Here is a 14049-nt window from a genome sequence, read left to right on the forward strand (position 1 = left end):
ACAACTGGACTCTTATTAGTCTCAGCAATCATGGAAAGGTTATCGGGGAAAGGCAAAGGACAGACGGCAGAAGGCATTATGTTGGCTTGAAGGTTTTCCCGTGCAGTCAATCCGTCTGTATTTTCTGTCAAAAAGGGTTTAATATCCCCACCCAAGTTTTGAATTTCAGTGGTCTGCAATTGGGAGGGGTATGTATCCCCATCCAATTCCCGAATGCCCTCTGCCTTCCCTACGGGACGCTGCACGAACGTACTTCTGCCTTCTTCAAGTGCTGTTTCCATCTCTTCTAGCACTTTAGTATCAGTATTAAATACTTGTTTTTCCACTTCTTTTAGTGTTTTGGCGTGATTACCAAAGACTTGATAAAGCGTTTGAGATAAGTTCTGCAATAGATGAAAGCGGTCTGCAACTTGAATAGCTTCTGGCTCTCCTTGGCGAATACCTCTTTCATAAGTTTTTGACCGATCGCGTGAGACGACTTTGACACCAGGGTGCGCTTTTAACCATTCTGTCAAGGTTTCAGCCTTTGCATCTTTTAGTAGAGCAATTGGTCGCCTGCGTTCGAGGTCAATTAGTGCTGTCCCGTAAGTTTTACATTTACGAAAGCAAAAGTCGTCTACCCCAAGAGTATGTGGCGTTACGATGGGTGGCAGTGGGATTGAGCGGACTAAATTTAATAGTGTATTGCGAGAAACTTTTATCCCCAATTGCTCCGAGAGTCTTACTCCTGCTGCACCACCATTAGCTAAAGCAATCGCACTTAGTCGTTGAGCTAAACGTAGAGTTCTTCTAGCCCAAGGTGCGGTTACATTGGTCAGCCTTTCTGTAAAAATGCGTCGTTTACATAAAGTGTTAATGCAAAAAAACTTCCGCACCCTTAATTGTAAAGTAATGCTGTAATCAGCCCAAGGTAAGTCTGCTAAGAAGCGTTCATAGCGGCTATGAATTTTATGAGTTGCTTGGTTACAAACTGGACAATTAACTACTTTACTGATTGCAGAAACAATCAACCAAATCTTCGTCTTTATCTCGTCAATTTGGCAATTCTCAAGTTTCAGATTGTTTGAATCTGGTAAGAGGTGAGTTAGCACCGACATAGGGCTTGGTGAGGCTTATCTCTCAAATGTTTGATGGAGTGAAGTTTGAAGTATCTCAATTATATCTTTCTGACTTCCGACTTCTGCCTTCTGCCCTCTGCCTTCTGCCTTCCCCCAACCGAGATCACCAAAAGTTGCCAAGAACCTATATGTTGTCCTAGTACAGAGTGAAGTATTTCGTGACCGTTTGGCTAAATTATCGTTCAAATCACAATTAGTTTGGTCAAAGCCTAGAGAAAATCATCGTGCTGTGGAGTACGACCAAAACACTTCTACAGCAAATGGTTGGTTTTATCTGAGATTGGGAGGGCAACCAACGGACAACGTAGAAAACGTCTTTTTGTGTTCTACACCAATTGATGCGATGTCAGCAGCCACTTACCTAATCTCAAGCTGCAAAGGGCTACCACCAACTAGAACCATGTTGATGGTAGCTGATGACCCGAATAACCTACCTATGGAATTTCTCAGGAGTTTCAATAGGGTGGTCGTAGCATTCAATAATGATGAACAAGGGAATAAAGCAGCTAGTGCAGTATTAGAATTGTTGCCACAGGGTAAAAGGCTCAAAACCCATAATCCTGATTGGAGTCAGGAACTAGAAGCTCATCTCAGGGAGGAGCAACAAAAGCTCATACAGCAGGATCGTGGTTTTAGCCTGTGAGCCACGCGGAGCGTACACCTGACTCGAATGGAAAGGTGTGCTGGGTTAAGTTCAAGAAAGAATTTTTGAAACACAATTGCAACACAAGTGTATTATTGGTTCTCAATAATTTTGAAGTTATTGAGAATGAAACAGGCGTTCAAAATTTGCTGTAAGTCATAATCAGTAAGCATTACGCCAGAAATTTTCGGTAAAAGTCTTATGCTCAACTGGTAGCAGTAGGGCTACTCTATAGCTACCAGTTGGGGAATGATCAAATTTTCAACAACTCGCTTTTTTACTACTCAACTGGTAGCTGTGTGTCACCAGTTGAGCTACCCAACAGCTACGACTTGGGCAAGGTATTTAGAACTACTATTTCAATACTTATAATCTACATAAAAGCTATGTAATAAGTGGTGTTTGCAGCATAGCTTTGGTGTAGCTCACAAGTGGAGTGCAGTTTTGATACTACAAAAGTAGTTCTTTAGTAGTGTTTTTTGACGTTGGTTCAAAGTTTTTCAGTTTTGGTTCAAAAAAACTGGCCGCCAAAATTGGCGTACTGTGCGGAAGTTTTGGTCAGAAATTTTTGGCGGAGAAATCAGGGTGGTAAATGAGGTTTTTGGGGTCGAAATTCTTCTTATTACCTTATGTTTACCTTGTAAATACCTTGGAGATGCCATTGCAGAACCTTATTTTTGGCAAAATAACCAGATTTTGAAAAATCTTGATTTTTGGCAACAGTAAATCCTTATATTTGCCATTGGAATACCATTGAAATGCCATTGCAAAACCTTATAAATGCCTTTAAAGAAAGAATCCTTGTAAATACCTTATAAATTCCATTCGAGTTAATTAATGCTTCGGGTGCGAAGTTTTTCGTCAGCCAAAAAAATTAGTATGATTTCGCCACCTGCACATAGAAAATCTTTAGAGGGCAAGATGTCTATTGATAAAAAGGAACTGGTACGTGGATGACCTGGATCACTTGCCCTTTGAACTTCTCAAAAATATCAGCAGAATTGGGGTGGCATTTAATAATGATGATCTTGGCAATGAAGCGGCCCAAGTCGTTCAGTCAATGCTGCCCCAGGCTAAAAGAATTGCACCTAGTGGGCGAACTTGGAATGAGATTCTTGTTGAAGAACAGCAGCAGCAAGAGATAGTGGAGCAAAAGCAACGCTCTAGGGGTTTTAGTCGGTAATCTCGCGTTGACCCGACGAACTCGTGACCGCTTCGCTCTCGGAGTCGGTGGCTCTTACGGGCAGAAAGATTACTGGTCGAGCTAACTAGATCAATTAGCCCGCAAGAGCCACTCCGCTAACGCCGACTCCGAGCCACGAGTTCTTAAATCCTGGAAGGAATGCTTTGATTACTGGCAGCGATCACAAAACTTGAATCTTTAAAACTCGATGAAACCCCACAAATAATTTTTTGTCACTCTAAAGACTACAAAAGAGGTTTTAGTCTTTTTTGTAGTGTGATTGCATTATTTTGTAGCACTTGTCATGCTCATCAAGTCCAAGCGCGTAACTTTCGGAATCACTGTTCATTTCACCCCGTAAAGAGGCGTAATTATTTTTAAATGAGATGTAGTAGACTGCTTTTAGAGAAAGTCTGTGTACAATAATTGACGTAACTGTGAAAAAAATCCTGATTTTGTCGGCTAATCCCACAGATACGGGTAGATTGCGTCTGGATGAAGAAGTCAGAGAAATTCAGGCAGGGTTGGAGCGTGCCAAAATTCGGGAGCAGTTTGAAATTATTACTAAATGGGCAGTACGTCCAGATGATTTACGCCGCGCCCTTCTAGATCATAATCCTCAGATTATTCATTTTTCGGGACATGGGGGAGGAAGTCAAGGTTTAGCTCTTGAAGATAACACGGGGAAAATGCAACTGGTGAGTAGTGAGTCACTCTCAACGTTGTTTTCTCTATTTCAAGGGATTGAGTGTGTATTATTAAATGCCTGTTACAGTGAGGTGCAAGCAGAGGCAATTCAACAACATATTAATTATGTTGTGGGCATGAATCAAGCCATAGGAGATAAGGCAGCAATTAAGTTTACTGTAGGATTTTATGATGCCCTCGGTGCTGGAAGAACCTACCAGGATGCTTACAAATTTGGTTGTGTATCTATTGCCTTAGAGAATATCCCAGAATCAGCAACGCCAGTCCTCAAACATCAAAAAAACACAATTAATACTGAGCAAGGATTACACACTAAACGTATCTTCATCAGTTACAAGCGGAATGTAGATCCTGATGAATCAGCGGCGCTGCAAGTCTTCCAGGCATTAGCACAGCAACATCAGGTATTTATTGACCAAAAGATGTTAGTGGGTACACGTTGGGCTGAACGCATTGAAGCAGAAATCCGCCAAGCAGATTTTCTCATTACCTTCTTGTCAGGACAGTCAGTTCATAGCGAGATGGTAGAGGCAGAAATTAGGATGGCGCATAACTTAGCGCAATTACAGGGAGGGAAACCTGGGATTCTGCCAGTGCGGTTGGCATATCGGGAACCGTTTCAGTATCCCCTGAGTGCTTACTTAAATAATATAAACTGGGCATTTTGGCAAGGGATGGAGGATACACCGCGCTTAATTGCCGAATTAAATCAGGCTATTTGTGGTGGTCAGTTAAGTATCGGTGCAATACAAGCAAAAGCTGACATCCTCCAGAGTCTCCCTTCACCATCATTGGCAATGCCTTTTCCTTCTGCACAGCCGATTTCCCTGGAAATGCCAGAAGGGACGATGGACTGTGAATCGAAATTTTACGTGGAACGGTCATCAGACCCACTTGCCCTAGAAGCAATTAAGCGGCAGGGTGTGACTATTACCATCAAAGGCCCTCGCCAGATGGGCAAAAGTTCCCTATTAATTCGGACTATTGATGCTGCTGTGGCAGCAGGTAAGCAGGTAGCATTTCTAGATTTTCAATTATTTGACAAAGCCACTTTAAAGAATGCTGACAGCTTCTTTAGGCAGTTTTGCTCTTGGCTAACTGATGAATTAGAAATGGCAGATAAAGTAGATGAGTATTGGCAGATGCCTTTAGGTAATAGCCAACGTTGTACTCGCTATGTAGGCCGATATCTTCTGAAGGATTTTGGTAAGCCTTTAGTGTTTGCAATGGATGAAGTAGAAAGTGTTTTTGATAGCGAATTTCGTTCAGATTTTTTTGGGATGCTGAGAAGCTGGCACAATAGCCGTGCAACTACTCCCATGTGGAAAAAGCTAGATTTAGCGCTGGTAACATCGACTGAGCCTTACCAATTAATTGATAATCTTAACCAATCACCCTTTAATGTGGGAGTGATCATCGAATTAGAAGATTTGACAACAGAACAGGTTGCCGACCTCAACCGCCGTCATGGTTCCCCCCTCAACTTCAACGAAGAACGGCAATTAATAGCATTGCTGGGCGGACATCCTTATTTAGTCAGGCTGGCATTGTACTCAGTTGCTAGCCAGCGCCTTTCTAGCAGTGAACTGTTTGCCAATGCTACGGCTGATAATGGCCCTTTTGGTAATCATCTGCGTAACCATCTGTTCCGGTTGCATAACAAAACTGAATTAGTGCAAGGGATGCTGCAAGTGATGCGCCAGAATACCTGTGAGGATGAGCGTGTTTTTTTTCGTTTGCGGGGTGCGGGTCTAGTGCATCGCCAAGGGCGGCTAGTAATGCCCCGTTGTCAGCTTTATGGGGAGTATTTTCGGGAGAACCTGCGTGGCTGAACCAAGTATTTATACTGTTGGCGGGACTGTACAGGCTGGCGATGGTATTTATATTCCTCGTCAAGCCGATGAGGAACTCTTAGCACTTTGTCGTGCCCGAACTTTTGCTTATATTCTTGCTCCACGGCAGGTAGGCAAGTCTAGCTTGATGGTGCGGACTGCTGAACAACTAGCTGATGAAGGTATCCAGTCGGTAATTATTGATTTGACTCAGCTAGGGGTACAGGTTACTGCTGAAGAATGGTATCTAGGTTTGCTCACCATCATTGCCGATCAACTTATGCTGGATACCGATGTTCTTCAGTGGTGGCAGTCTCTTAAGCATTTGGGCATTACTCAACGGTTAACCACGTTTTTTGAGGAAATGTTGCTGGTTGAAATTGCGGTACCTGTGGTGATTTTTTTTGATGAAATTGACACCACTCTCAGCCTCGACTTCACCGATGACTTTTTTGCAGCTATTCGATATCTATACGTTGCCCGTGCCCGCATACCTGAATTTCAGCGTCTTTCCTTCGTGTTGATTGGTGTGGCAACACCAGGCGATCTGATCCGCGACTCCAAGCGGACACCCTTCAATATTGGACAGCGCGTAGAGTTAACCGATTTTACGTTAGAGGAAGCACTACCTTTTGCTGATGGACTAGGTTTACCACCTGAACAATCAGAGCAGATACTCAAGTGGGGACTGAAGTGGACAGGCGGACACCCCTATTTAACCCAGCGTCTCTGCCACGTTATAACAGAGCAAGGCAAAAGCAATTGGTCTAAAGCCGAAGTTGACCGCGTTGTAAACAGCACGTTCTTTGGCGCAATGAGCAAGCAAGACAATAACTTGCAATTCGTGCAGGATATGCTTACCAAACGGGCACCTAATCTGTTCGCTGTCTTAAATACTTACCGCGAGATCCTCCGTGGAAAGCGTATTGTCTTTGATGAGGAGCAGTCGTCGGCCAAGTCCCACCTCAAACTCTCAGGTATCGTGCGCCGAGAACACGATAGCTTGTGTGTACGTAATTTGATATATAGTAAAGTCTTTGATAACAGGTGGCTTCAAGAACATCTGCCAGTTCCCTTAAAAGCATTGACAGTTCAGATGGTGCTTCTTACAAGTGTAGTTGTAGCGCTTCTGACACTAGGTATGCGGCAGCTGCGAGTGCTACAGCCTTGGGAGTTGAGAGTTTATGACCAAATGTTGCGATCGCGTCCGGCAGAAGCACCTGATCGGCGAATTTTGCTAATAAAAATCACTGACGAGGATCTTAAACAAGATAAAGGGACTCTATCAGATCGTAGAATCAATCAGCTATTAAAAAAAATAGAGTCTTATCAACCGCGAATTGTTGGTTTATATCTTTCCCAACCAGAAAACAACTATTTGGCAGCTAATTTGCAAAATCAAGATAACATCGTCAGCACCTGTTTGTTTAGCAGCTTGGGTAGAGATGAAATTCCACCACCGCCAAATTTCCCTATAGGTAATGTTGGGTTTAGCAATGTGGTTGCTGACAATGAAAACGACCAAATTCTCCGCCGCAGTTTGTTATTTGTTTACTCTCCAGAAAAAAAATGTACAACATCATTTGCGTTTGGTGCGCTCATAGCAATTAACTATCTGGAAAAACAGGGTATTGAATACAATTTCACAAATAAAGGAGATTTTCAGTTAGGTAAAATCCTGTTTCCACGTTTACAACCTAATTCTGGCGGCTACCAAAATCTGGATGCGGGGGGCTATCAAATATTATTAAATTACCATCACCCCAACAGCCTCGCTGACCAAGTAACCCTCACACAAGTCCTCAATGGACAAGTCAAACCCAGTTTAATCAAAGATCGCCTTGTAATTATTGGCACTACAGCAGCTAATTTCCCTCAAAGTAGCTTTTATACACCCTACAGCGCTTTGCCAGATCAACCACCCAGAATGCCTGCTTTGCTTATTCATGCACAGATAGCAAGTCAACTCATCAGTACAGTGTTGGATGGGCGACCCTTGATTTGGTATTGGCCTGTAGGGGGTGATTTTTTATGGATCTGGGGCTGGTCTTTGGTGGGAGGTGTACTGGCATGGCGACTACAAGATCCTTTGCTCTTGCTAGTGGTGGGAGGGACAACTCTACTTGGTTTAGTAGTAATCTGCGTTACTTTGTTTTTGCAAGGCGGATGGGTGCCACTAATTCCGTCAGCGTTGGCATTAGTGGTTACAAGCGGGAGTGTAGTAGTATCCCATATAACGTTACAAAAACAGCAACGGCTCAAAATCAGCAAGGTACTACGTGATAAGCTCGAAGCTACCTGTGCGCTCAAGGGTGAAGAGATGACAGACGTGATAGCGCGGCTCATCACTGAGTACACCGAACAAAACGAAGTGCCTACTATCAGTAGCGATGGACGATCTCAGGAACGCAATAACTAGGTTGTTTTTTTTGTAGGCTCGAAGTTGCCTGGTTTGGGTTGAGTGATGGTACGAGCGCTCTTGCTTTAGACCTTCGACATGACTTGCAATCAAGTTGGCACGCAACCGAGAAACTTGAGGCTCAATTTTAATAACCATACCGTAATTGCATAAGCGATCGCAGAAATTAGCTTTTACTGGAATTAGAGATAAAACTTGGTATGAATTGTATATTGGTGGTGAGATTTACCCAAAACAAAAATAAACATTGCCAATTGACATATTACCGTTATCTTAAGTTGTAACGGTGCAGGTAAACCAACTCACTTATGAGCCGAATCATCGCAGTTTTTAATCAGGCGGGAGGTGTTGCCAAAACCACCCTTACCCAAAACCTGGGCTACCAAATAGCACAACTGGGTCATCGTGTTCTGCTCATCGACATAGATCCTCAAGCCAGCTTAACCATTTTTATGGGCTTGGTTCCCAGGGATTTAGAGCAAACTGTCAACAATGCCATTGTGGATGAACAACCTCTGCCAATTCTTGAGGGGATTCACGGCATGGATTTAGCACCTGCTAACATCTCTCTGAGTACGGCAGAAATGCAATTGGTTAGTGCTTCCATGCGCGATTTTCGCCTGAAAGAAGCCATCGAACCGATTCAAGAAGATTACGATTTTATCTTGATAGATTGCCCTCCCAGCTTAGGGCTACTAAGTTACATCTCCCTTGTAGCAGCCACTCATGTTCTCGTGCCTCTGGAAACCCATTTCAAAGCCTTTGAGGGAACAGGCGAATTACTAAAAACGGTCGCTACAGTACGCAATAAACCAAACCGCAAATTGCAAATAGCCGGATTTGTACCAACAAAATACGATGCCCGTAACTCCCAGGACACTCGTACCCTAGCAGCCATCACCGAACAATTAGCAAGTGCTGGAACTGTCTTTGCGCCCATTCCTCGCTCCACTGCTTTTGTTGATGCTTCAGAGGAGCGAATGCCCCTTGCAGTTTACGAACCAAAGCACCCATCTGTTGCAATCTTGAAAAAAATAGCCGTTAGTTTAGAATCCTTAAAATGAGACGCACTACTAAAGCAAGCCAACCTCTCAAAAGCAAAATTGATGTACCTTGGGACACTACAGGCGTTATTAATGCCGATTCTCAAGTGAGCATCCCATTAGACCAGATTATTCTGCCGCCGAATCAACCGCGTCGTTACTTTGACTCCGAGGCATTAAAGCAGTTAACTGAATCCATCAAACAGCATGGGATCTTGCAGCCCTTGTTGGTACGCCCTCTTGATGGAGAGAAACACGAATTAGTAGCAGGAGAACGCCGCTATCGTGCTGCCTTAAGTATTGGACTGAAAGTTGTCCCCGTCGTCATTAGAGAGTTAGACGACAACGCAGCTTTTCAATTTGCACTTATAGAAAACTTACTGCGAGAAGACCTCAACCCAGTTGAAGAAACTGAAGGTATCCTGCAACTTCTGTCTCTCAAGCTAGGTCGAAGTGTTGAGGAGATACCGCCATTACTCTATCGTCTACAACGCTTACAGAACAAAGCATCTACAGTTACCCATAACGTTATGGGCGCACACGATAGCGAAGGTGATGAACCTACCCATAACGTTATGGGCGAAGTTGAAACTGAGTCCACTAATAACGTTATCAGCGACGATGAAGGTGATATTGAGCTATCTACCCATAACGTTATGGGCGAAACCGAAACTGATGATTCAGCCCTTAATCATGAGCCGCCATTAAACCCAGACCTCAAAATCGTTAAAGAAGTGTTTGAAGGCTTGGGCTTAATGACCTGGGAATCTTTTGTTAAGAACCGTCTACCCTTGCTCAACCTCCCAGAAGATATCCTTGATGCGCTAAGGGAAGGCTCACTTGAGTACACCAAAGCCAAAGCCATCGCCCAGATTCAGAAATTAGATGAGCGCGTTGCATTTTTAGAACAAGCTCTTGCTAACAACTGGTCTTTAAGTGAAATCAGACAGCGCATTCTTGAGAAGAAAACCCCAGCCTCTACCGCAAACACCGAGTCGAACGATTATAGAGAGCGCTTTACTGCTGCGACTACCAAACTAAGAAAATCGCATATTTGGTCAGACCCCAAGAAGCGCAAGCAAATAGAGAAACTACTTGCACAACTGGAGACGCTGACAAATGTTGAGTAACCTGACATACCAAAACCAGGACGTAGAAGGCAAAAGGCTCAAATATTTTTTATACTTAGCTTGTGTTCCTTTTTAAGTTTAAGTCCTCATGCTAGAGTCAGAAAAACTTATCCAGATAGTACAATCCTGGCTAGGCTACATCAGGTTAGAAGAACTGACTCAAGCTGAGGTCGAGCGTTCTTCAGATATTTATTCAAAAGTAGTAGATAAGGGAGTGCAGCTTGTTGGGAACAAGCTACTGTTAGATAGCGAAGTATTTACGCAATTCCAGCAACAGCAACAAGCAGCTAAAAGAGGGAACAAAAATGATGTTCAGATGGCTGTTGCTTTCCCACAAATCTATATAATCAACGGCAAGGGCAAAGACCAAAAGCTGAAATACTTGCCTCTGTTCACCATCGATATTTCACCCATCTTTAAAGGTAATTACCGCAAAACTGGCTGGGACTTGACCGAATACGAGTTTCAGCCTGTGGTTGTTAATTTGATGCGGCTGTACGGGCTAGAGGAGGAGCAAGCCGAATCACTGATTGTTGCTTCAGGAATTGGAAAATTTTTAGAAGACACTTTTAAAGGAAGATTCCCAACGCTTCGAGACTTTCTTGAACTGGTGGACTTACCCGAAGGAAAATACAAAACCTCTCGACAACCTTATTTGCTTCGCTGCGACTTTACACCCTATAACGCCCTTCTCAAGCAAGACATACAAGAAATCCTAAAGGAACTGCAACAACCTGAATCTAAGGCTGAATGGCTAACTGAAACTCACCCAGCTATGCAGTACCTCTGGGGTCAGCCACAATCGCCCAGAGATGAGGTGATATTCTGGGGTGCTTTTCCCTCCCATCCGCCTGATGAATTTCAAGCCTCTGTCCTGAAACACGCCCAAGAGAACTTACTAACTGCTGTTTGTGGGCCACCCGGAACTGGAAAAACAGAAGTATTTCTGCACCTCATAGCACAGCAAGTAGTAAATCGGGCGTTACGACTTGTTCACGGTAAAGATGATGTAAATAATTTAATATTCTTTGTCGGCGCTAATAACAGTACCGTTAAAAAATTCCAACAACGACTGGCTATAAATTCTCCTGTTCAACAGTTTTATCTTTCAGGCGGAAACCAAACTAATATCCGTAAGGAAACCTTACCCAAACTGCAATCAACCCAAGATTGGCTGCGTAATACTGAATTTGATCAGGATTCTTGGCAACAAGCCAAACTTGAATTGCTGCAAGCAGAAAGTGAAATTCAGCAACTCCAAGAGCAAGACCGCTTGAATACTGCTCAAAAAGTTATTGATGTCGAACGGCGATCGCAACTGAATGAAGAAATCCAATCTCTCAATGACGATATTGCTGCTAAGTCTGCCTCCTTACAAGCCCTAACTGAACAGCTATCAAGTTTGGCTGCTTACGAAAATTTTCCCATTGAGGCTTACGAACAGATACAAATTGCGTTATTCCAAGCAGAACGCGAACTGCCCAAAGATTCTGACTCTATTACAAAACGCGCCTTGAACTGGCTTAATGCTACTACCGATCAGCGAATTTTCCGCAGATTGGCGAATCGAGTTAACGCGGCTGTTCTAAACACCTTGGCTACAGCGCATTCCTTTCAGATACCCATTGACCCCTCTAGTTTAACTATAGCAATCACCTCTGTTAACCAAAAAATCGGTTTCTCACGGCAATGGCGCAATCTAAACCTGGAAGTAACTGAAATTCAAAACCAAATAGCGGTTTTAACTAAGGAACTAGAGTTAAAGCAAGCTCAAAACCAACAAATCCAAAAGCAACTTGATACTTACCCTCAAACGGATTTCTTGTGTCGTTTTTACCGTGACTACCACCAATTGCAGCAATCCCTATTTCAATGTGCCTGGGCGTTTCTGTTGCAAGAAGTCCTCCGACGCAAGCATAGCGTTATGAGGGCATTAGAAACTTACGGCAGTGTATTAGCAGGGGATGGAGAGGCATTACTAAAACTTTCAACTGATGGTGATGCCATCTATCGTGACTTGAGCTTGATTTTCCCTGTCATTACCTCCACCCTTCAATCAATGCGTAATATGTTGCCAATTCTTCAGCCCAATATCATCAAGCTGGCACTGGTAGATGAGGCAGGGACAACTCTTATACATCAATTATTTCCCTTGCTGGTGCGATCGCAACAGGCAGTAGTAGCAGGCGACCCCCAACAAATTGAGCCTATCGTTAATATGAGCGACGATACCATCAAGCAATATTTCAAAACTGCCTTTCTGGATCGGGGCATGAGGAATGAAGATTATTATCGCTATGCCCCCACCGCTAAATACACGGCTACCGCTTATCATCGTGCTGCTGGTGCTAGTGGTACTGAAGGAGATAATGGCAATGGCATTATTCTCTCTAATCATTACCGTTGCACCCCACCCATTATTCAGTTTTGCAGCCCCAACTATCCCGGTGGTCTGCAAATCCTTTCAGATTATGACCAGACTGCAACAGTCAAGCATCTGCTGGCTTACCATGTCGAGGGAAGCCACACCCATAACACTAATCCAGAAGAAATTGATGCTGTAGAAACTATAATTGCGTCCTTGCTAAAACATGGGTACTCTACTAACTCGGATGACAACTCAAAAACAATTGGGGTGATGTCGCCGTTTTCGCAGCAAGCTAACGCGCTCAAGTATCGACTCTCTAACCGTTGGCGAAACTTTTCTTGGGATGATATTGGCACGGTTCACACCTTTCAAGGAGGAGAGAAAGCAGCCATCATCTTCTCTCCTTACCAGTGCCACCAAGAGCATAGTTTTTGGTTCCTCAACCGCAAACCAAATTTACTGAATACTGCCGTTAGCCGCGCTAAGGAATTGTTTATTTTGGTGGGGAATCTCAGGGAACTAGAATTAGCTGGTGGGGAAACCAAGCGGTTAGTTGAACACATTCGGTTACATGGAGAAATTCGCTATAAGTGAGGTTTGAATCAGTAAAGTATTAGAGCAAAATAACTGATCAGACCATCGCTTAAGTGAAACCTCCGGTTCTTCTTTATCGGTAAGAATTACGGTGTGGGTGCAGGGGAAGGATTCTCACGCAGCACTCCCGGCAGATGGTTTGGTTAATGGGACTTCATCAGTTTCGGCATTAAAAGCAGCTGCCAGTTCAGGACTAGCGAGCGCAGTTGCACTTTCATGCCATTCAGGTATTGAGCCGAGATGCAGATGGAAGCGGTTAAGCTCCTGATGCTTCACCCCTGTTCATCAGGCTGTTCGCTATCCTCTTCATCTTGATTACTGGAATCTCCACTTCCTTGGAACCTCATTGCGCCGAAGGAATACCCTACTGCAACCTTGACCATATCAAAGTAAGCAGGTCGGTTTTCCTTATCAATCATTGCTAAACAAAGGGAACCAGACACTAAAATAACTAAAATAGGAGATAGTACGCCTTTGCTAAAGGCGCTACTGATTTTCTTGGTCATAATTTAAATCTCGTTTAGATTGTTGACAGCCTTTGGCTGATGGGACTCAGCCAAAGGCTATTTAACTATTTCCTGATGTTGTCGTATCGTGTTCGGTTGAAGACTTATGATTTAGGCAGCAGAAGGAGCAAGAGCTTTCTGCTTTTTGCACAGATGCGCCAAATCATAACTAACGCTCTTCTATTACTCTCAACAGAGCAAAATCTGAAACCCTGATAAGAACGTTTTTTAATCAAATTTAAACTTACCAAATCAACTTTCTTACTAATCTTTCAGAAATACCCCGTAGTTTTTACGCCACTTTTATCCTCATTAGTTATAGGAGTAGCTGTAGATTTAAGTGTAAAGTTTTGTAAAAAAAAATTAGGACTTGCATAAAGTTTTGCCAGTCAGTCAGAAAGATGATTAGAGGTTCAAAGTTTCATTCCCCATTATCAGTCGGGAGTGCAATTTTAAATTTGCTGAACTAATCGGGGTTAACCAGTATCAATTGATACTATTTCTA

Annotated in this window: 10 protein-coding genes; 7 read left to right on the forward strand and 3 right to left on the reverse strand. The window is 43.4% G+C overall.

Annotated elements, in window-relative coordinates; all coding sequences use genetic code 11:
* Positions 1-1097 (reverse strand): ISL3 family transposase (locus VB740_RS22860; RefSeq protein ID WP_323202197.1); only part of this gene is annotated, 1097 nt, incomplete at its 3' end.
* Positions 1098-1284: 187 nt separating this feature from the next.
* Between VB740_RS22860 and VB740_RS22865 the strand changes: the two genes are divergently transcribed.
* From VB740_RS22865 to VB740_RS22895, 7 genes are all read left to right on the forward strand, one after another.
* On the forward strand, positions 1285-1761 hold the full coding sequence (locus VB740_RS22865; protein WP_323202198.1) for a toprim domain-containing protein: 477 nt from the start codon (positions 1285-1287) through the stop codon (positions 1759-1761).
* A 949-nt stretch (positions 1762-2710) separates the two neighbouring features.
* A complete protein-coding gene (locus tag VB740_RS22870; protein ID WP_323202199.1) occupies positions 2711-2944 on the forward strand; it encodes a hypothetical protein in 234 nt (77 codons plus the stop codon).
* Between the two features lie 437 nt (positions 2945-3381).
* Complete coding sequence (locus VB740_RS22875; protein WP_323202200.1) at positions 3382-5484, forward strand: AAA-like domain-containing protein; 2103 nt, start codon at positions 3382-3384, stop codon at positions 5482-5484.
* Positions 5477-7903: a CHASE2 domain-containing protein gene (locus VB740_RS22880; protein WP_323202201.1), complete on the forward strand. Its 2427-nt coding sequence runs from the start codon at positions 5477-5479 to the stop codon at positions 7901-7903. Before VB740_RS22875 ends, VB740_RS22880 begins: the two co-directional genes overlap by 8 nt.
* A 308-nt stretch (positions 7904-8211) precedes the next feature.
* On the forward strand, positions 8212-8967 hold the full coding sequence (locus VB740_RS22885) for a ParA family protein (protein WP_323202202.1): 756 nt from the start codon (positions 8212-8214) through the stop codon (positions 8965-8967).
* Entirely contained in the window at positions 8964-10076 is a 1113-nt protein-coding gene (locus VB740_RS22890) for a ParB/RepB/Spo0J family partition protein (protein ID WP_323202203.1), read from the forward strand. The genes VB740_RS22885 and VB740_RS22890 overlap by 4 nt, the downstream gene beginning before the upstream one ends.
* 88 nt (positions 10077-10164) lie before the next feature.
* Positions 10165-13038, forward strand: a complete 2874-nt coding sequence (locus VB740_RS22895) for a DEAD/DEAH box helicase (protein WP_323202204.1) — start codon at positions 10165-10167, stop codon at positions 13036-13038.
* Positions 13039-13152: 114 nt separating this feature from the next.
* Here VB740_RS22895 and VB740_RS22900 read toward each other — a convergent pair whose 3' ends face one another.
* Together VB740_RS22900 and VB740_RS22905 are read right to left on the reverse strand one after the other, a co-directional pair.
* A complete protein-coding gene (locus VB740_RS22900) occupies positions 13153-13314 on the reverse strand; it encodes a hypothetical protein (protein ID WP_323202205.1) in 162 nt (53 codons plus the stop codon).
* Entirely contained in the window at positions 13311-13544 is a 234-nt protein-coding gene (locus VB740_RS22905) for a hypothetical protein (RefSeq protein ID WP_323202206.1), read from the reverse strand. The genes VB740_RS22900 and VB740_RS22905 overlap by 4 nt, the downstream gene beginning before the upstream one ends.
* Positions 13545-14049 lie beyond the last annotated feature (505 nt).

This window comes from Nostoc sp. UHCC 0251 (genome assembly GCF_034932245.1).
Lineage (GTDB): Bacteria > Cyanobacteriota > Cyanobacteriia > Cyanobacteriales > Nostocaceae > Nostoc.